A 26,071-nucleotide genomic window follows, 5' to 3' on the forward strand; every position below is an offset into this window, starting at 1 on the left:
TTCCCATTGACCTTGGGCTGAATCGACTCAGCAGCCACTCTGGTACGCGCTTTGCTATGTGTAGGTCGATGTCAGATCTTTCCTGGGACGGTAACACTATCAGTGACTGCCGTTTGTGGGATAGCAACTGGAATTACTGCGACTGCCTCATGCTGCTTGACCCTAATAAAAGCCAACACGGGTCGATATCGCCTCATAAGGGTGCGCTGAGGTTCTAGCTCCGACACAACAAGAGCAACTGGAGGTTTGAATGAAGGTATTGAAATCCACCCTGGCCATCGTTTCCGCGGCTGCTGTACTGGGTGTCAGTGGTTTCGCCCACGCCGGCGCCACCCTGGACGCCGTGCAGAAGAAAGGCTTTGTGCAATGTGGCGTGAGTGACGGCCTGCCGGGTTTCTCGGTACCGGATGCCAGCGGCAAGATCCTCGGGATCGACGCTGATTATTGCCGCGCGGTAGCCGCTGCCGTGTTCGGCGACGCGACCAAAGTCAAATTCAGCCAGTTGAACGCCAAGGAGCGTTTCACCGCGCTGCAGTCCGGTGAAGTCGACATCCTGTCGCGTAACACCACCATGACCAGCTCCCGCGATGCCGGCATGGGCCTGAAATTCCCTGGTTTTATCACTTACTACGACGGCATCGGCTTTCTGGTAAACAACAAGCTGGGCGTTAAAAGTGCCAAGGAACTGGACGGTGCAACCATCTGCATCCAGGCCGGTACCACCACTGAACTGAACGTTTCCGACTACTTCCGTGGCAACGGTCTGAAATACACCCCGATCACCTTCGACACCTCCGACGAAAGCGCCAAGTCGCTGGAATCCGGGCGTTGCGACGTGCTGACCTCCGACAAGTCCCAACTGTTCGCCCAGCGCAGCAAGTTGGCCTCGCCGAAAGACTACGTGGTTCTGCCGGAAACCATTTCCAAGGAACCGCTGGGCCCGGTCGTGCGTAATGGCGACGACGAGTGGCTGGCCATCGTGCGCTGGGTGGGCTACGCCATGCTCAACGCGGAAGAAGCCGGTATCACTTCCAAAAACGTCGAAGCTGAAGCCAAGTCCACCAAGAACCCGGACGTCGCACGTCTGCTGGGTGCTGACGGCGAATACGGCAAAGACCTGAAAGTGAAGAAAGACTGGGTCGTGCAGATCGTCAAGCAAGTCGGTAACTACGGCGAAGTGTTCGAGAAAAACCTCGGTAAAAGCACGCCGCTGGAAATCGACCGTGGCCTGAACGCGCTGTGGAACAACGGCGGCATTCAATACGCACCCCCTGTGCGCTGATCGCTGATGGTTCTATCACCCGGTGGGCCAACCGCCGGGTGATGTTCTGTTCCATTATTTTCGGGGCACTCCATGCAAAATCAAATCGGCGCACCAAAGCAGAAGCTCAGCTTCAGCGATCCCAAAGTGCGTGCGTGGCTCTTCCAGATCATCACGATTGTGGCGGTGGTCTCGCTGGGCTGGTACCTCTTCAACAATACCCAGACCAACCTTCAACACCGGGGCATTACCTCGGGTTTCGACTTTCTTGAGCGCAGTGCCGGCTTCGGCATCGCGCAGCACTTGATCGACTACACCGAATCGGACAGCTATGCCCGGGTGTTTGTAATCGGTCTGCTCAATACCTTGCTGGTGACCGTGATCGGCGTGGTTCTGGCGACCCTGCTCGGGTTCATCATCGGCGTGGCCCGCTTGTCGCCCAACTGGATGATCAACAAGCTGGCGACGGTGTACGTGGAAGTGTTCCGCAACATCCCGCCGCTGCTGCAAATCCTGTTCTGGTACTTCGCGGTGTTCCTGACCATGCCGGGGCCGCGCAACAGCCATAACTTCGGCGACACGTTCTTCGTCAGCAGCCGTGGCCTGAACATGCCGGCAGCACTGGCCGCCGACGGGTTCTGGCCGTTCGTTGCCAGCGTGGTCGTGGCCGTCGTGGCGATCGTGCTGATGACCCGCTGGGCCAACAAGCGCTTTGAAGCCACCGGCGTACCGTTCCACAAGTTCTGGGCGGGCCTGGCGCTATTCATCGTGATCCCGGCATTGTGCGCCTTGGTCTTCGGCGCGCCGCTGCACTGGGAAATGCCCAAGCTGCAAGGCTTCAACTTCGTCGGCGGCTGGGTGCTGATCCCTGAACTGCTGGCGCTGACCCTGGCGCTGACCGTGTACACCGCGGCGTTTATCGCCGAGATCGTGCGCTCGGGCATCAAGTCCGTCAGCCACGGCCAGACCGAAGCCGCGCGCTCCCTGGGCCTGCGCCCCGGGCCGACGCTGCGCAAGGTCATCATCCCGCAAGCCCTGCGGGTGATCATTCCGCCGCTGACCAGCCAATACCTGAACCTGGCGAAAAACTCGTCGTTGGCCGCCGGTATCGGTTACCCGGAAATGGTTTCGCTGTTTGCCGGCACGGTGCTCAACCAGACCGGCCAGGCCATCGAAGTCATTGCCATCACCATGAGCGTGTACCTGGCGATCAGCATCAGCATTTCCCTGCTGATGAACTGGTACAACAAGCGCATTGCGCTGATCGAGCGGTGAGGAAACGAGCATGAGTTCGCATACGTTCAAACCTGATATGCCACCGCCGAGCAAAGTCTTCGGGCCGATGGCATGGATGCGCGCCAACCTGTTTTCCAGCTGGCTCAATACCCTGCTGACCTTGTTGGCGTTTTACCTGATCTACCTGGTCGTGCCGCCCATCCTGCATTGGGCCATCCTCGACGCCAACTGGGTCGGGACCACTCGCGCCGACTGCACCAAAGAAGGCGCCTGCTGGGTGTTTATCCAGCAGCGCTTCGGGCAGTTCATGTACGGCTACTACCCCGGCGACCTGCGCTGGCGCGTAGACCTGACCGTGTGGCTGGCGATCGTGGGCGTGGCGCCGTTGTTCATCTCGCGTTTTCCACGCAAGGCGATCTACGGCCTGGGCTTTCTGGTGTTGTACCCAATCATTGCCTTCTGCCTGTTGCACGGCGGCGTCTTCGGCCTGACCAACGTGGCCACCAGCCAATGGGGCGGCCTGATGCTGACCCTGGTCATCGCCACCGTCGGCATCGCCGGCGCCTTGCCGCTGGGGATTGTGCTGGCCTTGGGGCGGCGCTCGAACATGCCGGCGATTCGTGTGGTCTGCGTGACCTTCATCGAGTTCTGGCGCGGCGTGCCGTTGATCACGGTGCTGTTCATGTCCTCGGTGATGCTGCCGTTGTTCCTGCCCGAAGGCATGGGCATCGACAAGCTGCTGCGGGCATTGATCGGCGTGATCCTGTTCCAGTCGGCCTACGTGGCGGAAGTGGTGCGCGGTGGCTTGCAGGCGATTCCCAAAGGTCAGTACGAAGCGGCCGCGGCGATGGGCCTGGGTTACTGGCGCAGCATGGGCCTGGTGATTCTGCCGCAAGCCCTGAAGATGGTGATCCCCGGCATCGTCAACACGTTTATTGCGCTGTTCAAGGACACCAGCCTGGTGATCATCATCGGTTTGTTCGACCTGCTCAACAGCGTCAAGCAAGCCGCCGCCGACCCGAAATGGTTGGGCATGGCCACTGAAGGCTACGTGTTCGCCGCCCTGGTGTTCTGGATTTTCTGTTTTGGTATGTCGCGCTATTCCATTCATTTGGAACACAAGCTCGACACAGGCCACAAGCGTTAGGAGTTGTTGTTATGAGCGAAGCGATCAAACAGCCTGTGAGCCCTGAAGGCATTATCCAGATGCAGGGCGTGAACAAGTGGTACGGCCAGTTCCACGTACTGAAAGACATCAACCTCAACGTCAAGCAGGGCGAGCGTATCGTGCTGTGCGGCCCGTCGGGTTCGGGCAAGTCCACCACCATCCGCTGCCTCAACCGCCTGGAAGAACACCAGCAGGGCCGCATCGTGGTCGATGGCGTGGAGCTGACCAACGACCTCAAGCAGATCGAAGCGATCCGCCGCGAAGTCGGCATGGTGTTCCAGCACTTCAACCTGTTCCCGCACCTGACCATCCTGCAGAACTGCACGCTGGCGCCGATGTGGGTGCGCAAGATGCCCAAGCGCAAGGCCGAAGAAATTGCCATGCACTACCTGGAGCGCGTGCGCATTCCGGAGCAGGCCCACAAGTTTCCGGGGCAACTCTCGGGCGGTCAGCAACAGCGCGTGGCCATCGCCCGGGCGCTGTGCATGAAGCCGAAAATCATGCTGTTCGACGAACCGACCTCGGCCCTCGACCCGGAAATGGTCAAGGAAGTGCTCGACACCATGATTGGCCTGGCCGAAGACGGCATGACCATGTTGTGCGTGACCCACGAAATGGGTTTTGCCCGCACCGTGGCCAACCGTGTGATCTTCATGGACAAGGGCGAGATCGTCGAACAGGCGGCGCCGAATGACTTCTTCGACAACCCGCAGAATGACCGGACCAAGTTGTTCTTGAGCCAGATTCTGCATTGATCGATGGTTGATGCTTGACGCGATAAACCCGGCACCTGGCCGGGTTTATTTTTGCCTGCTGTTTTTACGCGGACGCTTGAGTTGCAAGCTGCGCATCTTTTGCGATCAGCAGATGGTTCAGGTCTTCGCCGAGATTGAGCACCTCTATTTCAGCCAGTAGATGCGGATGTTTATCCAATAGACGCATCAATGTGAGCAGTGGCGCAGGCGGAAAGATCTCAGCTCTTTCATAGCGGGAAAATGCGTTATGGCCGCGGCCGGTCAATAGCCTTACCGCGTCTTTCTGCGTCAGATGCAATTTGCGGCGAATTCGTTTCATTTCGGCGGCGATGATTGTCCTGGCATCCATTAACAACTTATCGCTGGCATCGGAATAACGCTCTGCGCTATCGGTGTCCGAATCGAATTCGACCTCGTGACAGACCTGGCATTCCCAGCCTGCAATATCAGGGATATCCCGGATCATGCCGCGTGTGTTGATCGTGAAGTTACGACCTTCGAAATGCTGCATTGCGTCATGGGTTCCGCAGCTCATGCATTGTTGGGTTTTCATAAGGTTTTCTCCTTGAAGGAGATTACGGGAGGACCACCGCCTGGGCGGTAAGTCACTTTGATGTAAATCTCCGTAGCGTAAATCTTGATCAGATAGACGTCCTGCCACACACGGTGGTCTGAATAGGTCGTCATTGACTTGTACAACATTCGATTCTCAAGGGCGCAGACCGCGAGTCGCATCTGGCCGATGTTCAACTCAAGTTGTCGAGCCCCCTCCCGCGCGCTTGCGGTGAATGCTCTGCTACCCAACCTGATGACATCCGCCTTGATCACCGCCAAATCGTAATGAGGTGTGCACTTTTCCATAAGACACCTAAGGCTGAAATTACCCTTTAAGGGTAATTTTAACAATCGAAAATACTGCTCCTTTTTCCTGCCTAAGAACCCTAGTGCGTTGCCTTTGTAGGCCAGTCCGAATAGGCTGTAGGTAAATTCATCCTATGATTGGACGAAAGCGCAAACCCTATGACAGACATCGCCCCGCTGATCAAACGCTCCCTGGTCGACCAAGCCCTCGAGCAGCTGCGCCAGCGCATCACCCAAGGCGTATGGGCCATCGGTGAGCGCCTGCCCACCGAGCCTGAGCTGGCGGCGGAACTGGGTATCAGCCGCAATACCGTGCGCGAGGCCATGCGCGTGCTGGCGTTTTCCGGGTTGATCGAGATCCGCCAGGGCGACGGCAGTTACCTGCGGTCGATGACGGACCCGCTGGGCGCCATGCGCGCGTTGTCCCATTGCAGCCTGGAACAGGCGCAGGAGACGCGGCAGATCCTGGAAGTGGAGGCCATCGGCCTGGCCGCCCTGCGTCGCACCGAGCAAGACCTGCACCGGCTGCGCGCGGCGCTCGATGCCAGCGCCGCGCTGTATCACGGTGAACTGGAGGCCTACATCAGCGCCGATCTGGTATTCCACCAACGGCTGGTGGACGCGGCGCACAACCCGGCGTTGAGCGAGTTGTACCGGTACTTTTCCAGCATCATCGGCGCGCAATTGCGCCAGACCCTGAACCTCTCGCCGCGCCGCCAGGCGGTGTTCGACCTGCACACCGCCCTGCTTGATGCCGTCGCGCAGCAAGACCCGGAGCGCGCCAAATCCCTTTGCCGGCAGTTGATCAATGAACCCTGAAGCCAAACGCACGCCCGAGTTGGAACAACTGCTGATCGATGCGGAGGCCGACGACGATGAGCTCCAGCGCAGCCACCCGCTGGTGAGCCGGCCGTGGCTGTTGCTGCTGGGCCTGGTGCTGGTGGCGCTGAACCTGCGTCCGGCGCTGTCGAGCCTGTCGCCGCTGCTCAGTGAGGTCTCCAGCAGCCTGGGGTTGTCGGCGGCCGGGGCCGGTTTGCTGACCACGTTGCCGGTGTTGTGCCTGGGCCTGTTCGCACCGCTGGCGCCGATCCTCGCCCGGCGTTTCGGCGCCGAGCGGGTGGTGCTGGGGATTTTGCTGACGTTGGCCGCCGGTATTCTGCTGCGCAGTGCGTTCGGTGAAGTCGGACTGTTTGCCGGCAGCCTGATCGCCGGGGCCAGCATCGGCATCATTGGCGTGTTGTTGCCCGGTATCGTCAAGCGCGACTTCGCCAAACAGGCGGGCGCCATGACCGGGGTCTACACCATGGCGCTGTGCCTGGGTGCGGCGTTGGCGGCGGGGGCCTCGGTGCCCTTGAGTGACTACTTCGGCAACCGCTGGAGCATCGGGCTGGGCTTCTGGATGCTGCCGGCGTTGCTGGCCGCGCTGTGCTGGTTGCCGCAAGTCGGGCACAAGCACGGCGCGCATCGCGTCGCCTACCGGGTGCAGGGCTTGCTGCGTGATCCGCTGGCCTGGCAAGTGACCTTGTACATGGGCCTGCAATCGTCCCTGGCCTACATCGTGTTTGGCTGGGTGCCATCGATCCTCATCGACCGCGGCCTGAGTGCCACCGACGCCGGGCTGGCGCTGTCCGGTTCGATCATCGTGCAACTGCTCAGCGCCCTCACCGCGCCGTGGCTGGCCACACGCGGCAAGGACCAGCGCCTGGCCATTGTGGTGGTGATGCTGCTGACCCTCGGTGGGCTGATGGGCTGCCTGTATGCGCCGCTCGACGGGCTGTGGGGCTGGGCGATCCTGCTGGGCCTGGGGCAGGGCGGCACGTTCAGCCTGGCGCTGACGTTGATCGTGCTGCGCTCGCGGGATGCTCACGTGGCCGCCAACCTGTCGAGCATGGCCCAGGGCTTCGGTTACACCCTGGCGTCCCTCGGCCCGCTCGCGGTGGGCCTGATTCACGATTGGACCGGCGGCTGGGCCGCCACGGGCTGGGTCTTCGCGGTGATCGGCCTGGGCGCCATCGTCGCCGGCCTCGGTGCGGGGCGGGCGAAGTACGTCGATGTGCGCAGCGAGAAAGTCTAGAGGTACAGCACTTCCAGGGTCGCCGAACCGTCCATGACGATATCGGTGCTCAGGTCCAGGTTCTGTTTGGCGTTGATCACCGTCTCCAGGGTCAGCGTGCTGGTCAGGTTCTGGATCGCCATGGGGCCGGCGGTGCTGCCCGCGGTGTCGGTGAAGCCCAGCAGGCTTTTGGCGCCGACGTCGATCGGGTTGCGGTTGGCCGTGCGCCAGGCCAGGCCACCGGTGGTGGATTCGGTGCCATAGATCTCGGTCACGGCGTCCACCACGGTCTGCGTTGGATCGAACGTCAGCGAGTACACGCCGATCTTGTTCGCGCTGTTATCCAGGCCCAATCCATAGTAAATCTCGCTGTTGACGTGGGCCGAGCCGTCGCGGTTGTCGCGCATGCGCAATGCGTAACGCACCGGGCCGTTGCAGATCACTGTCAGGCCCAGGGACTTGAGCGGCAGCCGCGTGCCTGTCGTGAGGTTGAGGTCTTGCTGGGCGATCTTGCCGAAGTCCACCAGCCCGTTGGCCGACAGGCTCGGCACGCAGGACGCCGGGGTGATTCTGCCGTTGACGTTCAGGTCGACGGCGGCGGCCTGCGCCGGTTGGCTGAACAGCAGGGGCATGAGGATCAGGTAGCGAGCAATCATGGGAGCCTCCGAGGGGCTTAGAAGTAGGTGATTTCCAGGGTCGCCGAACCGTCGAGCCGCACTTCACTGCTCAGGTCCAGGCTGTCGAGCGGCGCGACAAAGGCTTTCAGGCTGAGTAACGCGCTGAGGTTTTGCAGGGCATTCGGGCCTTCGGTGCTGCCGGTCGTGGCGGTAAACCCGAGGAGGCTGCGTGCGCCCAGGGGAATCACGCTGGCGCTGGCGCTGCTCCAGGCGGCGCCGCCGGTGGTCGAGTCGGTGCGATACAGCTGGGGCAGGTTGTCGGCGCTGGCCTGGGCGGGGTCGACCAGCAGGTAATAGCGGCCGATTTTCTGCCCGCGTGCGTCCAGGCCCAGGCCGTAGGCGGTTTCATCGATGCCGCCGGTGGCCGAGCCGGCGCGGTTGTCGTGCATGACCAGGGCAAACGGGGTCGGGCCGTCACAGCTGACCGTGAGACCCAACGCGCGGGCGGGCAGGGCAGTGTCTTTGTCGCGGCGCAAATCGCTGACCGACAACTTGCCGAAGTCCACCGTGCCGTTGTTGGCCAGGGTCGGCGTGCAGGCCGCTGGCGCGAAGCGCGCTTGCAGATGCAGCTCGCGCGAGCGCCCGGAAGCGGGGGCATCGACCAGCGCCGAGGCGTCCCAGGTTTCAGCATCGCGTACCCGAATCGCGTCGTCCCGCGCCCAGGCATTGACCTGCAGTTGCGCGGAAAAACTGCGCCCGGTGGCAGGCTGGCCGTCGTGCAGCGGGACGATGCCATGGTCGGCGCGCCAGGTCAGGCTCGCGCCGACCTGGGCGGGCGCCTGGCCGGGGCCGGCGAGCAGGCCCAGTTGCACCGCGCGGCCATCGAGCACCGCGTCATGTACTTGCACGCGGTAACTGCCGCCGTCGGTGAAGCGCAAACGCTCGGTGCCGGCGGCGAGGGCGCGGTAGAACAGGCTCATGTCGCCGGTTTCCGGGCAGTTGAGGGTCAAGGACAGGCGCCGTTCGCCGAGCAGTCGCTCGGCGGTCGGTGTTGACGCGATGGCGCGGTTCATCAGGCCGAAATCCAGGCGTGATTCGCTCAGGTCCAGGCGGCAGTCGTCCTGGGCCAGGGCGGTGCCGGTACACAGCAGCAGGGCTGCCAGGCAGTGTTGACGTTTCATAGGGCGTTCCTCAAGGTCGCTGGCAGCGGGCCGGGGCGGTTTCGAAATACACGTGGGGGTCGGCCTTGGCCGGCAGTTCAAAGCGCAAGTGGCAGCGCGGCTGGTCAGCGGCCTTGATCCATAGCGAACGGGTGTCGAGCACGTCGGGCAAGAACACTTGGTTGCCTTCCTGGACCAGAGTGATGAACTCGCCGTCCTCGGTGGTCACGGTCGAGCCGCGTGGCATCGGGGTGTCCAGGGTCAGCAGCGCACGGCGGGTGAGCGACACGCCGAACTCGATACGGTCCACCGCGCCACGCCCTGCCGAGACCACCGCGAGCCCGTTGTGGATGTCGGCATTGCGCGGCAGCGAGCGGGTTTGCACTTCCAGCGGGCTGCGCCCATAGGCGCTGAGCTGGGGCGCCACGGCCTGGCCTTGCCAGTCGGTCCACACCGGGCCGCTGGGGGTGTTGACCTTGATCCCGGCCATGTCGCCTACCGAGAGCACGGCAAAGGTGTCGCGCACCGGGTAGGGCGAGAACGTCAACCCGTCGCCGTGCAGCACCACCGCGCCGCGTGCGCCGCCCTGGTAGCTGGAGCGTTCGGCGTCGGAGCGGGTGTAGTTGAAGTCCAACTGGCTGTAGAACGGCAGGGCCGAAACGCCCAGGGACGACTCGACCTCGCGGTCGCGGCTGTCATGTTCGACGCCGACCCGATACGCCAAATGGTCGTTGATCTGTTCGTTGAGCCCCAGCCCGGTGCGGTGCTCGCCACCGGAATTGCGCACCCACGCGCGGCCACGGCGGCTTTCGCCCAGGGGCAGGCTGACCGTCAGGTACAGGCTGTCGTCGTTATAGCGGCGCCCGCCCATATGCCATTCGGCGGTGGCGGACACCGACATCCCGGCGACTTGCGTGCCCCAGGACGCCAGGGCGCGGCTGCTGCTGTCGCCCTGGAACGAGGACGAACGCGAAAACCCCGCGCTGAAGGCGCCCAGCCACGAATGCGACCACGAGGTCGTGGCGCTCTGCTGGTCGCGGTAGCGCGTGCGTTGCTGCTCGCGGGTATCGACGATGTAGGTCGACTCGCTGAGGTCGCGGTAGCCCAAGGTGCGCCAGGAATTGGCCGCCGTGAAGGCCCAGCGCTCGCTCAGTTTCTGCGACCACGACAGGTCGGTCTGCACACCGCGCTCCTGGGTGCGCCGCGAGGCTTCGGAGGCGACCACGGCGACTTGCACCTGGCTGTCCTGCCAAGGCAACAGCCCCAGGCTCAGGCCCGCCGAGCGATAATCCTCGGCCGCCAACAGCCCGCTGCCGAAGCTGACCTGCGGATGCGGCACGGCGCTCCAGCCGGCACTCACTACCCAGGGTTCGGCACCCGGGCCGTCGCCGATATTGCGCACCCGCCCGGCCGCCACCGAGTAACCGGGCGCGGGCAGGCCCAGGCCGAGCATGGCGGCGGGCACGGTGAAACGGCGTTCTTCGCCGGTGGTTTCCTTGATCGTGACTTCGACGTCGGAGCGCCCATTCAGGCGCGGCACATTGCTCAAACTGAACGGGCCGGCGGGCACCACCGTGGAGTGAATCAATGTGCCGTTCTGGCGCACTTCCACCTGGGCCGGGCCATTGGCGATGCCATCGATGGTCGCGCCCTGGTTCTGGTCTTGCAGGGCCTGTTCGGTGAGCACTTGCACGCCGGTGATTTGTGCCCCGGCGAGCACCGGGTTGTAGAGGTTGATCTGCCCGGCCTGCAACACCGCCTGGTGGCTGGCGAAGGTGCGCTGGGCGTAGGCGTCCAGGTGGGTGGTGCTTGAGGTGCTGTCTTGCCAGGTCTGCACCTGGCGGCTGCGCACGATCCAGTCGCCAGCATTGAAGCCGACCTCGGTATTGGCCGAGCCGAAGCGGCTGGCGTCGTCGCCGTAGTGGTTGTACAGGCCGGTGACGTCGTAGTTGAGCAGTGCGGCAAACCCGCCGGTCTGATAGCCGGAAATGTCCTGGGTGACCGGGCGCAGCGCCTGGGTCGGTACTACCAGGTTCAGGCTCAGGTTGGCCGGGTCATGCTCGATCAGGGTTTGCGGGTATTGCTGGAGAAAGTCGTAGCAACTGCTTTCCTCCGCCTGGCCCGAAGACGGCGTCACCAACTGCGCGGCGTTTAGCAGCGGCGGGTCGAAGCAGGTTGCGCCGTGCTGATCGATGCTGACATCGACGCGCCCGCGGCGCTGGCCGTTGACCGTCAGGTTGAGCGCGTGGCGGCCTTGGGTAAACCGCGGGGCCTGCATCAGCAGGCTCGCGAGTTCAGGGTCGATGCCGCGCTGGAGCAGGGTCTGTGAGTCGAAGGAACCGCTCGACGACGGCGTCTGTGCCCAGGCCAGGTTTGTCAGCAACCCCTGACTGAGCGTCAGCACCAGCAAGGCCAGGCGCGGTGAAACGCCGGGCACGGCTTTGCCGTCACGGTAATGGATGACTGTGTTCACACAAATGCACTCGAATGATGGAAGTACCCGGCGTGATTCCCTATCGCGTCAGGTCTTCCCGGTGGCCTTCAGTGGGTGGCCACTTCGTTATCGTGGCGCCGTTGCATCCCTGGGCGCCGTTGCATCACAGGGTTATGGGCGCGTCGTGGGGCGCGACGGCAAAGCCATACACCGTGGCCGGTTGCAGGCGCACGCGGGTGGCGCCGGTGCCGCTGGCGGTCACGGTCAGTGTTTCGCCGGGCAGCACATAGGTGCGCGGCAGCATCGCCGACGCGTTGCCGGGCAGCAGTTGCAGCTCCTGGGCCAGGCGCACCACATACGGGGTAGGGTTGTGGACGCTGAGCTGGTCGGCCTTCAAGGTCCAGCTCAGGCCCAGCCACGGCGTGCGATTCGGCGCCAGCCCCTTGGGATGAATGATCACCGGCAGGTTCTGGCGCACGGTCACGCCCACTTGTGCGCGCCCGGCCTGGGCCGGGTCGCGCTGGGCGGGCATGCCTTCGAAAATCGCGCGCTTGAGGCGCTGGGTTTGCAGCGGCGTCTGGGTTTGCAGGATGAAGCGCACCAGTTGGCTCTTGGACGCTTCGACGCGGGTCAGGGGCGGGGTCACGAACAGCAGCGTGTCGCTGTCCTCGGGGATGTTTTCGAGGGTGACGTGCAGCAAGGCCATCTTGTTGTCGGTGTTGGTGACCGAGACCGTGGCCTCGCCGTCGGCCTCGTTGACGATCACCACCGAGGTGTCCGGGACCATGCCGTCGGCATGCGCGACGGTTGCGCCAAATACGGCCAGTGCCACGCAGCAGAGGCGCGGCATTGCACGCCAAACGGAAAGAAACAGGTTCATAACAGGGCTCTTCAATACGGGGCGCTTCAAGGGGGCCGCCATGTGCCCGGCGCGTGACCGGGGCGCTGACGACGCAGGGTCAGAGGTAACGCAGGTCCAGTGTGATCGAGCCATCGAGGGGCACCTCTTCGTGGAGCGTCAAGGTGTTGGCCGGGCTGATCGAGGTGTCGACCCGCAGGGAGGCCACCAGTAGCCGGATCGGCGCGGGCAACGTATTGCCAGCGCGGGCGAAGCCCATGAACAGGCCGGGGTACACGTAAGGCTCGGGTTTCCAGGTGACGCCCTGGTCGGATGAGGTCAGGGTTTGCATCGACTGCGAATCGCCAACCGGCCCGCGCAGCGACAGGCTGACCGAGCCGAGGCGTTCGTCGGGGGCGTGGGGGTTCATGCCCAGCCCATAGAAATAATCCGGCGCCAGCGATGACTCGCGCTTGTTGTCGATGCCCACCAGGGCGAACAACACCGGGCCTTCGCAACTGATGCTCAAGCCCATTTGCTGATTCGGTAGCACGGTGTACTCACCGGGGTGCAGCGTCGTCGCGAGGATTCTGCCGTGGTCGACAAGGCCGTTGTCCGACAACGATACGGTGCAGGCGCTGGGGGTTATTCGCCCGTTGACGTCCAGCTCCACAGTCGAGAGGGCGAAGGCCAAGGGCGTCGTCAGCAACAGCGAGGCGAGGGCCGGCAAGCGAATAAGCAGGGTCATGGCGTGAGTTACCTGGTGTTGAACGGTGGTACGGGCATCGGCTCAGGCGGTGTTACAGGTACTTGACTTCGATCGTGGTCAAACCGTCAATCGGGGTATCTTCTGTGAGCGTCAGGTTCTTTGCCGCAAGGATGAACGGCCTTACCGCGAGTTCCATCGTGGTGTTCTTGGCCGCGACAGGGATGCGCCCTGCGTTGGGGTCGCGGATTGAAATAATGAGGTTTGTTGACCAGCTAGTGTCCGGATCATGGGTGCCCCAACTGGCGCCGTTGTCCATCGAGAAGATATGTGTGACGGCAGCCCCGTCGGCGACCCCTTTGTCAAGGCGCATGCTGTAACCACCGATGCGCTCACCCGCGAGCGTCTTGCCGATGCCATATCGGCCGATGTCACCGGAGTCTGCCCGGTTGTCGGTGGTCTGCATGGCAAACAGTGTCGGTGCCTCGCAGTCGATGCCCAATTGCAGGGTGGCCGGGGTCAGCCAGGTTGACGCGTCCGGGTTCAGGTCTTTGACCGAAATCCGGCCGACGTCGACGGTGCTGGCCGACAGGCTTGGCGTACACGCCGAGGGTACGATCAGGCCCTTGACGCTCAGGTCGACGGTGGATGCGGCGAATGCCGGGAATGCGCTGGCGATCAACAGGCCGGCAACGCTGGTGCTGAGTAGTTTTTTCATCACGGGTAAAGCTCCAGGGAAAGGGGGCATGCCCAGCCCATACAGGTGAACGGCGGTACGGGCTTCGGGAAGGGCAGTGGCGTTACAGGTACTTGACTTCGATGGTGGCCAAACCATCGATCGCGGTGTCTTCGCTGATGGTCACGTTCTTTGCCGGGTGGATGAACGGGTTGACGGAAAGCGCCATCAGCGTGTTCTTGGCCGGGATCGGTGCCGACGCCGTACCGATTGCCTTGATCGAGATCAGACTCGTGGTTTGCCAAAGGTCGTCCTCATAATGAGTGAACCAGGTGGTGCCGCCGTTGTAAGAAACAATGGTTTGGACGGCGACCGCGTCGGCCACGGCGTTGTCGAGAAACAGACCGTAGCCGCCGATCGGTTCGCCGGCGGCGGTCTTGCCGATACCAAACTCGCCGGGGTTGGCACTGGAATCGGTGCGGTTGTCGGTGGTCTTCATGGCGAACAGCGTCGCGGCCTCGCAGTCGACGCTCAGCGTCAAGGTGCTCGGGGTCAGCAGGGTGCGGCTTTCCTGATTAAGGTCCTTGACCGATATCCGGCCCACGTCGACGGTGTTGGCCGACAGGCTTGGCGTACACGCCGAGGGCACGATCAGGCCCTTGACAGTCAGGTCCACGGTGGACGCGGCGAATGCCGGGAATGCGCTGGCGATCAACAGACCGGCAACGCTGGTGTGGAGTAACTTTTTCATGCGGGTAAAGCTCCAGGGAAGGATAGGCATACAGGGGTTACAGGGCGTTACAGGTAACGCACCTCGACGGTCACGTGCCCGTCGAGGGGGACTTCGTCGGTCAGGGTCAGGCCGTCGGCGCGGGCGATCCGGGTGTAGAGCGCAACGTCCGCATCGAAACGCGTCACCGCCATGGGCCGGGTGGTGTTGTCGGTCGAGGCGGCCGCGAGCAGGTTGAGGTGGCCCAACTGGGTTCCGGCGGCCCAACTGGTGCCGCCATCCAGTGACACGATGGTGCGCGCGACAGCCTCATCCGCCACCGGGTTGCTCAAAGCCAGGGACACGCTGCCCAGCTTCTCGTCGTGGGGCGTCGTGCCCAGGCCGTGATGGTTGGGAATCACGGCGGTGCCGTGACGGTTGTCGATGGTGGTCAAGGCAAAGAGCGTCGAGCCCTCGCATTGCACGCTCAGGTGCAGGGTGTTGAGGGGCAGCAGCGTGTATCTGTCTTGGTTGAGGTCGCGCACGGTGACTTTGCCATGGTCGATCACGCCGTCATTCGAGAAGCCCATGATGCAGGCTTTGGGCGTGATCACGCCGGTCACCTGCAGGTCGGCTTGGCTGCCGGCCAAGGCACTGGGCACATTGGCCAGCAACAGGCTCGCCAGCAACGCGGGGAAATATTTATCCATGGAACGAACAACCTCTCTGGGCAATGTCCTGGGTGGATGATGGGTCACAGGTACTTGACTTCGATCGTGGTGGAGCCGTCGATCAGCACTTCATTGCTCAGGTCCAGGCTGTTGGCGGCGGCGATCTGGGTGTCGACCAACAGCTCGACGATCACGTTCTTGAGCGGGATCGGCTTACGGTTCTGTCCCGTCGAACCGTCGCCGAACGCCGCCAGGTACTGGCTCTGCCACATCACATCGTCGATGGGGCGCCAGCTCACGCCGTCCAATGACTCGATGGGCTCGGCGGCGACGTTGTCGGCCACCGGGCTCCTGAGGGAAATCCAGAACGTGCCGATTTTTTGCAGGTTGTTGATCAAGCCCAGGCCGTAACCGTAGCTGCTGGTCGACGACCCGGCGCGGTTGTCGGTGGTGTGCAGCGCAAACAGGGTCTGGGCTTCGCAGTCGACGTTGAATTGCAGCCGGGCGGTGGGCAGGTTGGTCGCCGTGGTGAGGTTCAGGTCTTTGGCCGAGAGCTTGCCGTGATCCACCAGGCCATTGCCGGACAACGTTGGTGTGCAGGCGCTCGGGGTAATCACGCCAGTGACCGCCAGCTCCACGGTGCTGGCGGCAAATGTCATGCCGCTGCCGACAAGGGCGATGGCGGCGGTGAGGGCGGCTAAGGGCTTTTTCATGTGATCGCGCTTCCGGTGCAAAACTGATCGCCGACGGGTCAAGGGGGACTCGTCGGCAACGAGGTGGCGACCGCCTGGAGTGGCCGGTCGCGTCCCGCTCTGGGGATGCCGGGCAATTTATCGGGGGGAAGGCGTCGGGCAAATACAACAAATACGACAATGGGCGGATGTCGCACACGCCGAATCGACTTGTCGGAACTCGTTTTAGTGTTTGTAGGAAATATAAGGATTTCGTAGTTGTTGTATCGCTTCAACGCGCTCATTCAAATAGCGTTCCGGCCGATAGTTCTTCACAGCACATTCGAACAGGTCTGAGCGTCAGCGTTTGAACTGCGGCCTCTGCGTCGGCGGATGGTGTGTCAGCCGTTGAGGTTGCCGAGTCCGGCGCCGCGCGCTTTTTGAAGTTGAGGTAGTCATGTCATCAGGCCCTATCCCAGGCGACCGAGCAGGGGATGACCGGGTCGCGCAGCCCCCGTCGACCTTGCATTGGCGTGAGCTCAAGGTGTTGTTGGTGGACGATCATCCCGCGTATTGCCTGCTGATGAGCGCCATGCTCGAGCGGCTGGGGCTGGCTTTTGAAGTGTGCGCACACGGGCAGGCCGCGCTGGCGATTCTGGACGTTACCTGTGTCGACCTGATTTTCAGCGACTGCCAAATGCCGGTGATGGACGGCTATGCCATGACTCGCGAACTGCGCCGCCGCGAACAGCGCGCCGGGACGCAGGGCGTGCCGGTCATCGCTTTCACCGGCAAACTGGGCGCGCGTGAAATCCAGCAGTGCCAGGCCGCCGGTATGGATGCCTGGCTGGACAAACCGGTGACCTTCCAACAACTGCGCCAGGTGCTCGGCGACTGGCTGCCCGGCCCGCGTATCAGCGAGGCCGCGCAGCCGATGTTGGCGGTCGAAGGCCGCTGGCCGAGTCGCGCACGGCTGGGGCAACTGTTCGGATGCCCGGAGGCGTTGCCCGGCATCCTGGCGAGCCTGGTGTACGAAGCCGAGATCGATCTGCATGCGCTGGCCCAGGCCACCGACGGCTTGCACGCGCAGGCAACGGTCGAGCACTTGCACCGTTTGATCGGCAGCGTGGCGTTCTTCGGTGCCACACCGCTGGAAAAGCGCGGTCACCTGCTGATCGAAGCGATCAATCGCGACGGTGTGGCCATGCACCTTCAGCGCTTGCTCGCATTGCGCAGCGACTTGATCGGGTATTTGAACTATTTATCGACGTTAGGAAATGGATGACAGCTAATGCTGATTCTTGTTGTAGGCCTTTAGAGTGGGCAATTTCCTTTTTTTTTGTAGGGTAAGATCCTGATCCCAGGGATTGCTGGGCTATCTGCCATTACGGCTTTTGGGGGCGGTTGTTGCTGATCCGATCCGGGAGTACTTTGCGCGGATTCAAGTTGCCGTCATGGTGGTGCTCATGCTTCGTGTAATTATTGCTGACGATCATCCCATTGTGCGTATCGGGCAGAAAGTGGTGATAGAAGCCAATGGCCGGTGCAAAGTCGTCGCCGAGGCCGACGGTCCGGATCAGTTGCTGGCGCTGGTGGACAGCACGCCGTGCGACATCCTGGTCACGGACTTCGCCATGCCGGGTAACCAGCAAGCCGACGGTTATGGCTTGCTCGGCCTGATGCGGCGCCGGCACCCGGACTTGCCGGTGATTCTGGTGACCATGTTTGCCAGCGTCGCCACCCTGCGCGAATCGTTTGCCCAGGGCGCGCGGGCGGTCCTGGCCAAGAGCGCGTCGGCCCGCGAACTGCCCCTGGCGATTGCCGCCGTCAGTGAAGGGCGCACCTTCGTCAGCGAATGTTTGCGCGCGCAACTGGCGGAGGCCGGGACGGGCAATCAGCAAGCCGTGCCGCAGTTGTCCGGCAAGGAGCGTGAAGTGGTGCGTATGCTCGCCAGCGGCATGACCGTCAGCCAGATCGCCGCGCGGGTCAACCGCAGCATTTCGACCATCAGCAAGCAGAAAAGCACGGCGATGACCCGGCTGTGCATTTCCACCGATGTGGATCTGTTCGCCTACGCCCGCAGCAGCGGCATGGTGCCCTGAGCCCGCAGCGGTCAGCGGCTTATTTACGCGGCGAATGTTGGTAGCCTTGGCGCTGCGGGCGGCTTATCGTGCGCTATCTTTTCAACGCCAGCGGAGCCTGCCCATGAGTGATGCCCATAACGCCCTGATCAGCGAGTTCTACCGCGCGTTCCAGCGCCTCGATGCGCAAGCCATGGCCGCCTGCTATACCGACGACGTGGTGTTCAGCGACCCGGCATTCGGCGAGCTGCGCGGGCGCGATGCCGGGGACATGTGGCGCATGCTCACCACGCGGGCCAAGGACTTTTCCCTGACCTTCGACCACGTGCGCAGTGACGACAGTACTGGCAGCGCGCATTGGGTGGCGACGTACCTGTTCAGCGCGACCGGCAATACGGTGGTCAACGACATCGGCGCACGCTTCGTGTTTCGCGACGGCAAGATCTGCGAACACCACGACCACTTCGACCTGTGGCGCTGGTCGCGCCAGGCCCTGGGCCTCAAGGGGCTGCTGCTGGGCTGGTCGCCCGCGCTGAAAAACGCCGTGCGCGCCCAGGCGCTCAAAGGCCTGAGGGCATTTCAGGCCAGTCGTTGATAAGATTGGCGCTCCTCTGGTTTGCCGAATCGACCCGTGACTGATCTTTCTGAAGCCAAACCCTGGTTCGTGTACCTGGTGCGTGCCGCCAACGGTTCGCTGTATTGCGGCATCAGCAATGATCCGGTGCGCCGGTTTGCCTCCCATCAAAGCGGCAAGGGCGCGCGGTTTTTCCTCTCCAGCCCGGCCGTCGCGCTGGTGTACACCGAGCAGTGCGCCAGCAAAGGCGAGGCGCTGCGCCAGGAGCGCCTGATCAAAAAATTGAAGAAGAGCGCCAAGGAGTGCCTGGCGGCGAGTGGCGCATTGATCTGATTGATGGGCGCCTATCTCACCCCTGCACGATTTTGCAGGCTAAGCTAACCGCTCATTTCATTGCGCGGAGCCTGGCATGTCAGAGTTGATCCTCCATCACTACCCGCAGTCCCCTTTCGCTGAAAAAGCCCGTCTGCTCCTGGGCTTCAAGGGCTTGTCCTGGCGCTCGGTGCTGATCTCGCCGGTGATGCCCAAGCCGGACCTGATGGCTCTCACCGGCGGCTACCGCAAGACCCCGGTGCTGCAGGTCGGCGCCGATATCTACTGTGACACGGCACTGATCGCCCACCGCCTGGAGCAGGAAAAAGCCGGGCCGGCGCTGTTTCCCCAAGGCCTGGAACTGGTCACCCAGGGTTTCGCCGCCTGGGCCGATTCGGTGGTGTTCGCCCATGCCGTGGCGTTGGTGTTCCAGCCTGAATCCCTGGCGGCCAAGTTCGCCAAAGTCCCGCCCGAAATGCTCAAAGTGCTGGTGGCCGACCGCGCCAAGCTGTTCAGCGGCGGCACCGCTGCCCGCCTGCATGTGGAGCAAGCCAAGCATCAATGGCCGGCGATCATCAGCCGCATCGACCAACAATTGCAGCACCAGGCGGGGGATTTTCTGTTCGGTGAGCCGTCGATAGCCGACTTTGCCCTGGCCCATCCGCTGTGGTTCCTCAAAGGCTCGGCGGTGACCGCGCCGTTGGTCGACGCGTATCCCGCCGTCGCCACCTGGCTCGACCGGGTACTGAGCTTTGGCCATGGCACCGCCACCGAGATGAGCACCGAGCAAGCCCTGGACGTGTCGCGTCACGCCACCCCGGCGGCGTTGCCCGATGAAGTGTTCGAGGATTTGAATGGCTTCACGGCCGGCCAGCCGGTGACCATTGCGGCCACCGACTACGGCACCGACCCGGTGGCCGGTGAGTTGCTGTTTGCCGGCCGCGAAGAACTGATCCTGCGCCGTACCGACGAACGCGGCGGCACCGTGCATGTTCACTTCCCGCGCTTGGGTTTTTGCATTCAGGCGCAATAAATCCAGATTATTTTCAACCTGAGGTGAGGTAAACCCAGCGCCCATCCGTGTAGTGCTTGAAACTGCGATTAATTCGCATTAACAGCGTTTTCTACACGGATTCTCACAGCATGAAATCGACGGCGGGCGGTTGGGTTAAACAGTGGCTGGGAGCCTCGGTCTTGACGGTATCGGGGCTGGCGCTGCTGCCTCTGAGTGTGGCGCAGGCGCAGGAACAACAAAGCGCCCAGTTCAACTTTGCCCTGGCGGCCAAGCCGCTGCCCCAGGCGCTCAGCGATTTCAGCCGGGTCACCGGGCTCAGCGTGATCTATACCGACGAAGCCCCTTACGGTCTCAACGCCCCGGCCGTCAGCGGCCAGATGAGCGCGACCCAGGCCCTGCAACGCCTGTTGGGCGGTTCCGGTTTTACCTTCCGCCAGATCGACGCCCGCACCCTGGCCCTGGAGCCCGTGCCCAGCGACGGCGCGCTGAACCTGGGCGCCACCACCATCAGCGCAGTCGCCGAGCCCGCCGACAGCACCAGCTACCAGCCGCCGCCCACCAGCTCGGTGATGCGTTCCCGTGGCCTGCTGCTGGAGACTCCGCAAACCGTCAACGTAGTGCCCGCCCAAGTGTTGCGCGATCAACAACCGCGCAACCTGGATGACGCCCTGGCCAATGTCAGCGGCATCACCCAGGCCAACACCCTCGGCAGCACCCAGGATGCGGTGATGCTGCGCGGCTTTGGCGACAACCGTAACGGCTCGATCATGCGCGACGGCATGCCGCTTGTGCAGGGCCGTGCGCTGAACGCCACGGCCGAACGGGTTGAAGTGCTCAAGGGCCCGTCGTCGCTGCTGTATGGCATCCAGGACCCGGGAGGCGTGGTCAATATCGTCAGCAAAAAGCCGCAGTTGGTGCAGTCCACCTCCTTGACCGTCCGTGGCTCCACCTTCGGCAACGGCAAGAACGGCAGCGGTGGCAACCTCGACACCACGGGGCCTATCGGTGACAGCGGCTTGGCGTACCGCTTGATCGTCGACCACGAGGACGAAGATTACTGGCGCAACTACGGCACGCACCGCGAGAGCATGATCGCGCCGTCCCTGGCCTGGTATGGCGATACCACCAAGGTGGTGTTCGCCTACGAGCACCGCGAGTTTCTCTCGCCGTTCGACCGTGGCACCGCCATCGACCCCAAGACCAACCACCCGTTGGACATCCCCGCCACCCGGCGCCTGGATGAGCCGTTCAACAACATGGAAGGCCGCTCCGACCTGTATCGCTTCGAGGCCGATCACGAACTGAACGACGACTGGACGGCGCACGTCGGCTATAGCTGGAATCGCGAGACCTATGACGCCAGCCAGGTCCGCGTCACCTCGGTCAATACCAACGGCACCTTGACCCGCAGCATGGACGGCACGCGTGGCGCACTGACCACCGACCGCTTCGCCACGGCCAGCCTGGAAGGCAAGGTCAAGCTTGGCGGCATGCAGCATGATCTGGTGTTCGGCCTCGACGATGAATACCGCAAGATCTATCGCGCCGAACTGATCCGTCAGGCGCAGCGCAGTGCCTTCAGCTACGTCAACCCGGTGTATGGCAACGATGTGCAAGGCACCACGGTGAGCGCCAAGGACAGCGCGCAGACCGACTTGCTGCGCAGTGATTCGCTGTTCTTGCAGGACGCGATTCACCTGACCGACCAGTGGATCCTGGTGGCCGGCGCGCGCTATCAGATGTACGACCAATACGCCGGCAAAGGCGTGCCATTCAAGGCCAATACCGACGGCAATGGCCAGAAATGGGTGCCGCGTGCTGGCCTGGTGTATCGCTACACCGACGAACTGTCGTTTTACGGCAGCTACACCGAATCGTTCAAACCCAACTCCACCATTGCCGCCTTGAACGATGGCAGCGTGCTCCAGGGCAACCTGCAGCCGGAAGAGTCCAAGGCCTGGGAGTTGGGAACCAAGCTCGACATGCCGGGGCGTATCACCGCCAGTGCGGCATTGTTCGATATCACCAAGCGCAATGTGCTGGTGTCCGACAGCTCCAGTGGGGAAACGGTCTACAGCGTGGCGGGCGAAGTGCGCTCCCGTGGCCTGGAACTGGACGCCAGCGGCCAGCTCAGCGAGCGCTGGAGCCTGATCGGCAGCTATGCCTATACCGATGCCGAAGTCACCCAAGACCCGGCGCTGCAAGGCAAGCGCCTGCAGAACGTGGCCAAACACACCGGTTCGTTGTCGGCGGTGTACGACGTCGGCAGCCTGCTCGGCGGCGATGATCTGCGCGTCGGTGCCGGTGCGCGTTACGTCGGCCAGCGCGAAGGCGATGCCAATAACAGCTTCAATCTGCCGGGGTATACCGTGGCCGATGTGTTTGCCTCCTACAACACTAAAATCGAAGGGCAGAAGGTCAAGTTCCAGCTCAACGTGAAGAACCTGTTCGATCGCACCTACTACACCTCGGCGGCCAGCCGGGTATTTGTGTCGATGGGGGATGCGCGGCAGGTGTCGGTGTCCAGCACGCTGGAGTTTTGAGCCGGCGGCGGGGGCCGGTGCCCTCGCCACAAACCCCCGGAGCTGTTAGCGTTGCCGCCCCTGACAGTTTTGCGGAAAACGGTATTGATGCGGTTTGCACGAAGGTTACACACCAGCGCGATGCTGGTCGGCTTGAGCGTTTTACTCGGAGGCTGCGCCAGCGTTGCGCCGACCTCCAGCCCTTCAACCCTGGACCACCTGTTGGCCGACCCGGCCCTGAATGGCGCCACGGTTTCGCTCATGGTGCGCGACGCCCGCAGCGGCGACACGCTCTATCAACACAACCCGCGCACGCGGTTGGTGCCGGCCTCCAACCTCAAACTGCTGACCACCGCGGCGGCGATGGATGTACTAGGCCCGCAGTATCGGTTTTCCACCCAACTGCTGAGCGACGGCACGCAGCAAGGCGAGCGCCTGAGCGGCAACCTGTACCTGCGCGGCCTGGGCGACCCGACCACGCAGTTCGCCGATTACCAGGCACTCGCCGCGCAACTGGCCAGCCAGGGCGTGCGTCAGGTGCAGGGCGACCTGGTGTTCGACGACAGCTGGTTCGATGCGCAGCGCCTGGGCGTGGATTGGGCTCAAGACGATGAAAGCACCTACTACGGCGCGCAGATTTCGGCGCTGACCGTGTCGCCAAATTCTGATTTTGATGCGGGCACATTGATCGTCACGGCCACGGCGCCCATGAGCCCCGGCCAGCCGGTCAGTGTGGCGATCAGCCCGGCCACCGATTACGTGCAACTGAGCAACCGTGCGGTGAGCGGCTCTGGCAACAGCTATGGGATTACGCGCCAGCACGGCACCAACCTGCTGCAACTCACGGGCGCGCTGGCGCCGGGCAAGCACAGCCGGCAATGGGTGAGTGTGTGGGAGCCGACGCAACTGGTGGCCAATCTGTTTGAACAGGCATTGGCGCAACAGGGCATCCAGGTGCTGGGCCGGCGCGTGATCGGGGGGGCAAGCCCTGCGACGGCCAGACTGCTGGCGGAGCATCAATCGGCCCCGTTGCAGGAACTGATCACGCCGCTGCTCAAACTTTCGAACAACAACATGTCCGAAGCCTTGCTCAAGGCCATGGGCCGCCAGACCGCGAACGCCGGAACCGCGCAGGCGGGCGTGGCGGCGGTGGCGGCCTTCATGCGGCGCCAGGGGTTGGACCCGGCGAGCCTGAATCAGGTGGACGGTTCGGGGTTGTCGCGGCGCAATCTGGTGTCTTCCCAGGCACTCACCGACCTGTTGTTGGCGACATCCAAACAGCCGTGGTTCGAGGCTTGGTACAACGCCTTGCCGATTGCCGGCAACCCCGAGCGCATGAGCGGCGGCAGCCTGCGTTATCGCCTGCGCGGCACGCCGGCGCAAAACAACCTGCACGCCAAGACCGGTTCCATGGGTGGCGTGTCGTCATTGAGCGGTTACATCACCGATGCCCACGGGCGGCGCCTGGTGTTTTCGATGATCAGCAACAACTACCTGAGCGACGCGGCACCGATCCGCGCCCTGGAGAACCGTCTGGCCGTCGCCCTGACGCAATGGCACGACTGATTCAGGCCTGGTAGCCCATCCGCCAACTCACCGCCCGGGTCGCCGCCAGCAAGCGCTGCGCCGCCGGGCCGTCTTCATCGGCATGGAACAGCGAGGTGGGGCCGACCACGGTCATCACCGCCGCCACCTGGCCGACTGCGTTGAACACCGGCGCCGACAACGCATCCACACCGGGCATCAGCAGGCCATGCACAAAGTGCAAGCCACGTGCGCGGATCTGTTCGCAGGCGCTGGCGTAGGCCTGGTCGTCCGCCAGGGCGTGGGCGATGCCCGCCTGGATCTCGCGCTCGCGCAATTCGACGGTTTCTCGCGACGGCAAAAAGGCGCTGAACACCAGCCCGGTGGATGAACTGAGCAGCGGCAACACCGAGCCCAGTTGCGTCACCACCGTTACCGCGCGCACCGCCGGTTCGATCTGCACCACGGTCGCGCCCTGGTTGCCCCACACCGCCAGGAAGCAGGTCTCGTTCAACTCATCACGCAGCTCGGCCAGGGGCAGGGCGCCGACTTTGAGCACGTCCATGCTGCCCAGCGCGGCGAGGCCCACGCGCAATGCTTCGCGGCCCAGGCCGTAATGGTTGGTGGTGCTGTTTTGCTCGGCAAAGCCCGAGGCGATCAGGGCCTGGAGATAGCGGTGAACCTTGCTCGCGGGCATCTGCACATGCTCGGCCAGGCGCGACAGCGACGTGGAGGGCGACAGTTCGGCCAGGGCCTTGAGGATGTCGGTGCCCACTTCTGCCGAGCGGACTTTCTGTTTACCGGTGTCGCGGGGCTTTTCCATGGGGCAACGGGAATCCGAGAGATGAGTGGGCGTCTTTATAGCTTGACGGTCGACAGTGATCAAATTACGTTATGCGTAACTGGATTACGATAAAAACAACTTCCGTCAGAGGATGATCCATGAACCTCGAATACCTGTCGGGCTTCGGCAATGAATTCGCCAGCGAAGCCCTGCCCGGCGCGCTGCCGGTCGGCCAGAATTCCCCGCAAAAAGCCCCTTACGGCCTGTACACCGAACTGTTCTCCGGCACGGCTTTCACCATGGTGCGCAGCGAAGCGCGTCGCACCTGGCTGTACCGCATCCAGCCGTCGGCCAATCATCCGGCGTTCGTCAAACTGGAGCGGCAACTGGCGGGTGGACCGCTGGGCGCGGTGACGCCGAATCGGCTGCGCTGGAACCCGTTGGCGTTGCCGAGCGAACCGACCGACTTCATCGATGGCCTGGTCGCCATGGCGGCCAATGCCGGGGCGGACCAACCGTCGGGCATCAGCATTTACCATTACTGTGCCAACCGTTCGATGGAACGCGTGTTCTTCAACGCCGATGGCGAGTTGTTGATCGTCCCTGAGCAGGGCCGTTTGCGCATCGCCAGCGAACTCGGCGTGCTGGAAGTCGAGCCGCTGGAAATCGTCGTGCTGCCACGCGGCCTGAAATTTCGCGTCGAACTGTTGGATGCGCAGGCGCGCGGGTATGTCGCGGAAAACCACGGCGCCCCGTTGCGCCTGCCGGACCTCGGCCCGATCGGCAGCAACGGCCTGGCCAATCCGCGTGATTTTCTCACGCCGGTTGCCCACTACGAAGACCGCAAGCAGCCGACGACGCTGGTGCAGAAATTTCTCGGCGAACTGTGGGCCTGCGAGCTCGACCATTCGCCCCTCAACGTCGTCGCCTGGCATGGCAACAACGTGCCGTACAAATACGACCTGCGTCGGTTCAATACGATTGGCACCGTGAGCTTCGATCACCCCGACCCGTCGATCTTCACCGTATTGACCTCGCCGACCAGCGTACACGGCCTGGCCAACCTCGATTTCGTGATCTTCCCGCCGCGCTGGATGGTGGCCGAGAACACCTTCCGGCCGCCGTGGTTCCACCGTAACCTGATGAACGAATACATGGGCCTGATCCACGGCGCCTACGACGCCAAGGCCGAAGGCTTCCTGCCCGGCGGCGCGTCGCTGCACAGCTGCATGAGCGCCCACGGACCGGATGGCGAGACCTGCACCAAGGCGATCAATGTCGAGCTGGCCCCGCACAAGATCGATGACACCATGGCGTTCATGTTCGAGACCAGCCAAGTGCTGCGCCCGACCCGCTTCGCCCTGGACTGCCCGCAACTGCAACCTGCGTATGACGCGTGCTGGGCCGCGCTGCCCGTCACCTTCGACCCGAACCGGAGATAAC

General features: G+C 63.1%; 26 protein-coding genes. 14 read left to right on the forward strand and 12 right to left on the reverse strand.

Annotated features, from left to right (window positions below; translation table 11 throughout):
* Window positions 1-250 precede the first annotated feature (250 nt).
* The 4 genes from U5A08_RS05125 (at window position 251) to U5A08_RS05140 (ending at window position 4,420) form a co-directional block, all read left to right on the forward strand.
* A complete protein-coding gene (locus tag U5A08_RS05125) occupies window positions 251-1,282 on the forward strand; it encodes an amino acid ABC transporter substrate-binding protein (protein ID WP_253393484.1) in 1,032 nt (343 codons plus the stop codon).
* A 72-nt stretch (window positions 1,283-1,354) separates the two neighbouring features.
* Window positions 1,355-2,536 (forward strand): amino acid ABC transporter permease, encoded by a 1,182-nt coding sequence (locus U5A08_RS05130; RefSeq protein ID WP_253393485.1) that lies wholly within the window; start codon window positions 1,355-1,357, stop codon window positions 2,534-2,536.
* Between the two features lie 10 nt (window positions 2,537-2,546).
* Window positions 2,547-3,644, forward strand: a complete 1,098-nt coding sequence (locus U5A08_RS05135; RefSeq protein ID WP_321850598.1) for an amino acid ABC transporter permease — start codon at window positions 2,547-2,549, stop codon at window positions 3,642-3,644.
* A gap of 11 nt (window positions 3,645-3,655) precedes the next feature.
* Window positions 3,656-4,420, forward strand: coding sequence for an amino acid ABC transporter ATP-binding protein (locus U5A08_RS05140; RefSeq protein ID WP_003171943.1), 765 nt, complete (start codon window positions 3,656-3,658; stop codon window positions 4,418-4,420).
* 64 nt (window positions 4,421-4,484) lie between these two features.
* Here the strand turns inward: U5A08_RS05140 and U5A08_RS05145 are convergent, their stop codons facing one another.
* On the reverse strand, window positions 4,485-4,973 hold the full coding sequence (locus U5A08_RS05145; protein WP_321850600.1) for a type II toxin-antitoxin system MqsA family antitoxin: 489 nt from the start codon (window positions 4,971-4,973) through the stop codon (window positions 4,485-4,487).
* A complete protein-coding gene (locus tag U5A08_RS05150) occupies window positions 4,970-5,281 on the reverse strand; it encodes a type II toxin-antitoxin system MqsR family toxin (RefSeq protein WP_321850602.1) in 312 nt (103 codons plus the stop codon). The genes U5A08_RS05145 and U5A08_RS05150 overlap by 4 nt, the downstream gene beginning before the upstream one ends.
* A gap of 159 nt (window positions 5,282-5,440) precedes the next feature.
* On the opposite strand from U5A08_RS05150, the gene U5A08_RS05155 reads away from it, so the two are divergent.
* Entirely contained in the window at window positions 5,441-6,100 is a 660-nt protein-coding gene (locus tag U5A08_RS05155; RefSeq protein WP_321850604.1) for a FadR/GntR family transcriptional regulator, read from the forward strand.
* Window positions 6,090-7,355 carry a CynX/NimT family MFS transporter gene (locus tag U5A08_RS05160; RefSeq protein ID WP_321850606.1) on the forward strand — a complete coding sequence of 422 codons (1,266 nt, stop codon included), beginning with the start codon at window positions 6,090-6,092 and terminating at the stop codon, window positions 7,353-7,355. The genes U5A08_RS05155 and U5A08_RS05160 overlap by 11 nt, the downstream gene beginning before the upstream one ends.
* On the opposite strand, the gene U5A08_RS05165 is transcribed toward U5A08_RS05160, so the two are convergent.
* The 9 genes from U5A08_RS05165 to U5A08_RS05205 form a co-directional block, all read right to left on the reverse strand.
* A complete protein-coding gene (locus tag U5A08_RS05165) occupies window positions 7,352-7,990 on the reverse strand; it encodes a DUF1120 domain-containing protein (RefSeq protein WP_321850607.1) in 639 nt (212 codons plus the stop codon). The two genes, U5A08_RS05160 and U5A08_RS05165, sit on opposite strands and share 4 nt — an antisense overlap.
* A 17-nt stretch (window positions 7,991-8,007) precedes the next feature.
* Window positions 8,008-9,132, reverse strand: coding sequence for a DUF1120 domain-containing protein (locus U5A08_RS05170; RefSeq protein ID WP_321850608.1), 1,125 nt, complete (start codon window positions 9,130-9,132; stop codon window positions 8,008-8,010).
* A 10-nt stretch (window positions 9,133-9,142) separates the two neighbouring features.
* Window positions 9,143-11,584, reverse strand: a complete 2,442-nt coding sequence (locus U5A08_RS05175; RefSeq protein WP_321850610.1) for a fimbria/pilus outer membrane usher protein — start codon at window positions 11,582-11,584, stop codon at window positions 9,143-9,145.
* Window positions 11,585-11,708: 124 nt separating this feature from the next.
* The gene (locus U5A08_RS05180) at window positions 11,709-12,395 is read right to left on the reverse strand and encodes a fimbria/pilus chaperone family protein (protein ID WP_253400345.1); all 687 of its coding nucleotides are present in this window, start codon (window positions 12,393-12,395) and stop codon (window positions 11,709-11,711) included.
* Between the two features lie 109 nt (window positions 12,396-12,504).
* Window positions 12,505-13,131 (reverse strand): DUF1120 domain-containing protein, encoded by a 627-nt coding sequence (locus U5A08_RS05185; RefSeq protein WP_253393493.1) that lies wholly within the window; start codon window positions 13,129-13,131, stop codon window positions 12,505-12,507.
* A gap of 52 nt (window positions 13,132-13,183) precedes the next feature.
* Window positions 13,184-13,807: a DUF1120 domain-containing protein gene (locus U5A08_RS05190; protein ID WP_253393494.1), complete on the reverse strand. Its 624-nt coding sequence runs from the start codon at window positions 13,805-13,807 to the stop codon at window positions 13,184-13,186.
* A gap of 82 nt (window positions 13,808-13,889) precedes the next feature.
* On the reverse strand, window positions 13,890-14,516 hold the full coding sequence (locus tag U5A08_RS05195; protein WP_321850611.1) for a DUF1120 domain-containing protein: 627 nt from the start codon (window positions 14,514-14,516) through the stop codon (window positions 13,890-13,892).
* Window positions 14,517-14,563: 47 nt separating this feature from the next.
* Window positions 14,564-15,184, reverse strand: coding sequence for a DUF1120 domain-containing protein (locus tag U5A08_RS05200; RefSeq protein ID WP_253393496.1), 621 nt, complete (start codon window positions 15,182-15,184; stop codon window positions 14,564-14,566).
* A gap of 44 nt (window positions 15,185-15,228) precedes the next feature.
* Window positions 15,229-15,858, reverse strand: a complete 630-nt coding sequence (locus U5A08_RS05205) for a DUF1120 domain-containing protein (protein WP_253393497.1) — start codon at window positions 15,856-15,858, stop codon at window positions 15,229-15,231.
* Between the two features lie 415 nt (window positions 15,859-16,273).
* Here U5A08_RS05205 and U5A08_RS05210 point away from each other — a divergent pair, with 415 nt between their 5' ends.
* The 7 genes from U5A08_RS05210 (at window position 16,274) to dacB (ending at window position 23,886) form a co-directional block, all read left to right on the forward strand.
* Window positions 16,274-17,101: a response regulator gene (locus U5A08_RS05210; protein WP_321850613.1), complete on the forward strand. Its 828-nt coding sequence runs from the start codon at window positions 16,274-16,276 to the stop codon at window positions 17,099-17,101.
* 181 nt (window positions 17,102-17,282) lie between these two features.
* Window positions 17,283-17,918, forward strand: a complete 636-nt coding sequence (locus U5A08_RS05215; protein ID WP_253393499.1) for a response regulator — start codon at window positions 17,283-17,285, stop codon at window positions 17,916-17,918.
* A 103-nt stretch (window positions 17,919-18,021) separates the two neighbouring features.
* The gene (locus tag U5A08_RS05220) at window positions 18,022-18,492 is read left to right on the forward strand and encodes a nuclear transport factor 2 family protein (protein ID WP_253393500.1); all 471 of its coding nucleotides are present in this window, start codon (window positions 18,022-18,024) and stop codon (window positions 18,490-18,492) included.
* A gap of 36 nt (window positions 18,493-18,528) precedes the next feature.
* Entirely contained in the window at window positions 18,529-18,804 is a 276-nt protein-coding gene (locus U5A08_RS05225; RefSeq protein WP_247407777.1) for a GIY-YIG nuclease family protein, read from the forward strand.
* 76 nt (window positions 18,805-18,880) lie between these two features.
* Window positions 18,881-19,816, forward strand: a complete 936-nt coding sequence (locus U5A08_RS05230; protein ID WP_321850616.1) for a glutathione S-transferase family protein — start codon at window positions 18,881-18,883, stop codon at window positions 19,814-19,816.
* A 110-nt stretch (window positions 19,817-19,926) separates the two neighbouring features.
* Window positions 19,927-22,341 carry a TonB-dependent siderophore receptor gene (locus tag U5A08_RS05235; protein WP_321850617.1) on the forward strand — a complete coding sequence of 805 codons (2,415 nt, stop codon included), beginning with the start codon at window positions 19,927-19,929 and terminating at the stop codon, window positions 22,339-22,341.
* 87 nt (window positions 22,342-22,428) lie between these two features.
* Entirely contained in the window at window positions 22,429-23,886 is a 1,458-nt protein-coding gene (gene dacB, locus U5A08_RS05240) for a D-alanyl-D-alanine carboxypeptidase/D-alanyl-D-alanine endopeptidase (RefSeq protein WP_253393503.1), read from the forward strand.
* A gap of 1 nt (window position 23,887) precedes the next feature.
* Here the strand turns inward: dacB and U5A08_RS05245 are convergent, their stop codons facing one another.
* Window positions 23,888-24,667 (reverse strand): IclR family transcriptional regulator, encoded by a 780-nt coding sequence (locus U5A08_RS05245; RefSeq protein ID WP_321850618.1) that lies wholly within the window; start codon window positions 24,665-24,667, stop codon window positions 23,888-23,890.
* Window positions 24,668-24,786: 119 nt separating this feature from the next.
* Here U5A08_RS05245 and hmgA point away from each other — a divergent pair, with 119 nt between their 5' ends.
* Entirely contained in the window at window positions 24,787-26,070 is a 1,284-nt protein-coding gene (hmgA, locus tag U5A08_RS05250; protein ID WP_321850620.1) for a homogentisate 1,2-dioxygenase, read from the forward strand.
* Window position 26,071: the final 1 nt, after the last annotated feature.

The sequence above is a fragment of the Pseudomonas paraveronii genome, assembly GCF_963681955.1.
GTDB lineage: Bacteria > Pseudomonadota > Gammaproteobacteria > Pseudomonadales > Pseudomonadaceae > Aquipseudomonas > Aquipseudomonas paraveronii.

What these genes read in the sequence shown, in the direction of transcription:
- U5A08_RS05125 (WP_253393484.1), top strand. Translation starts at nt 251, where the DNA reads ATGAAGGTATTGAAATCCACCCTGGCCATCGTTTCCGCGGCTGCTGTA.
- U5A08_RS05130 (WP_253393485.1), top strand. Translation starts at nt 1,355, where the DNA reads ATGCAAAATCAAATCGGCGCACCAAAGCAGAAGCTCAGCTTCAGCGAT.
- U5A08_RS05135 (WP_321850598.1), top strand. Translation starts at nt 2,547, where the DNA reads ATGAGTTCGCATACGTTCAAACCTGATATGCCACCGCCGAGCAAAGTC.
- U5A08_RS05140 (WP_003171943.1), top strand. Translation starts at nt 3,656, where the DNA reads ATGAGCGAAGCGATCAAACAGCCTGTGAGCCCTGAAGGCATTATCCAG.
- U5A08_RS05145 (WP_321850600.1), bottom strand. Translation starts at nt 4,973, where the DNA reads ATGAAAACCCAACAATGCATGAGCTGCGGAACCCATGACGCAATGCAG.
- U5A08_RS05150 (WP_321850602.1), bottom strand. Translation starts at nt 5,281, where the DNA reads ATGGAAAAGTGCACACCTCATTACGATTTGGCGGTGATCAAGGCGGAT.
- U5A08_RS05155 (WP_321850604.1), top strand. Translation starts at nt 5,441, where the DNA reads ATGACAGACATCGCCCCGCTGATCAAACGCTCCCTGGTCGACCAAGCC.
- U5A08_RS05160 (WP_321850606.1), top strand. Translation starts at nt 6,090, where the DNA reads ATGAACCCTGAAGCCAAACGCACGCCCGAGTTGGAACAACTGCTGATC.
- U5A08_RS05165 (WP_321850607.1), bottom strand. Translation starts at nt 7,990, where the DNA reads ATGATTGCTCGCTACCTGATCCTCATGCCCCTGCTGTTCAGCCAACCG.
- U5A08_RS05170 (WP_321850608.1), bottom strand. Translation starts at nt 9,132, where the DNA reads ATGAAACGTCAACACTGCCTGGCAGCCCTGCTGCTGTGTACCGGCACC.
- U5A08_RS05180 (WP_253400345.1), bottom strand. Translation starts at nt 12,395, where the DNA reads ATGCCGCGCCTCTGCTGCGTGGCACTGGCCGTATTTGGCGCAACCGTC.
- U5A08_RS05185 (WP_253393493.1), bottom strand. Translation starts at nt 13,131, where the DNA reads ATGACCCTGCTTATTCGCTTGCCGGCCCTCGCCTCGCTGTTGCTGACG.
- U5A08_RS05190 (WP_253393494.1), bottom strand. Translation starts at nt 13,807, where the DNA reads ATGAAAAAACTACTCAGCACCAGCGTTGCCGGCCTGTTGATCGCCAGC.
- U5A08_RS05195 (WP_321850611.1), bottom strand. Translation starts at nt 14,516, where the DNA reads ATGAAAAAGTTACTCCACACCAGCGTTGCCGGTCTGTTGATCGCCAGC.
- U5A08_RS05200 (WP_253393496.1), bottom strand. Translation starts at nt 15,184, where the DNA reads ATGGATAAATATTTCCCCGCGTTGCTGGCGAGCCTGTTGCTGGCCAAT.
- U5A08_RS05205 (WP_253393497.1), bottom strand. Translation starts at nt 15,858, where the DNA reads ATGAAAAAGCCCTTAGCCGCCCTCACCGCCGCCATCGCCCTTGTCGGC.
- U5A08_RS05210 (WP_321850613.1), top strand. Translation starts at nt 16,274, where the DNA reads ATGTCATCAGGCCCTATCCCAGGCGACCGAGCAGGGGATGACCGGGTC.
- U5A08_RS05215 (WP_253393499.1), top strand. Translation starts at nt 17,283, where the DNA reads ATGCTTCGTGTAATTATTGCTGACGATCATCCCATTGTGCGTATCGGG.
- U5A08_RS05220 (WP_253393500.1), top strand. Translation starts at nt 18,022, where the DNA reads ATGAGTGATGCCCATAACGCCCTGATCAGCGAGTTCTACCGCGCGTTC.
- U5A08_RS05230 (WP_321850616.1), top strand. Translation starts at nt 18,881, where the DNA reads ATGTCAGAGTTGATCCTCCATCACTACCCGCAGTCCCCTTTCGCTGAA.
- U5A08_RS05235 (WP_321850617.1), top strand. Translation starts at nt 19,927, where the DNA reads ATGAAATCGACGGCGGGCGGTTGGGTTAAACAGTGGCTGGGAGCCTCG.
- dacB (WP_253393503.1), top strand. Translation starts at nt 22,429, where the DNA reads ATGCGGTTTGCACGAAGGTTACACACCAGCGCGATGCTGGTCGGCTTG.
- U5A08_RS05245 (WP_321850618.1), bottom strand. Translation starts at nt 24,667, where the DNA reads ATGGAAAAGCCCCGCGACACCGGTAAACAGAAAGTCCGCTCGGCAGAA.
- hmgA (WP_321850620.1), top strand. Translation starts at nt 24,787, where the DNA reads ATGAACCTCGAATACCTGTCGGGCTTCGGCAATGAATTCGCCAGCGAA.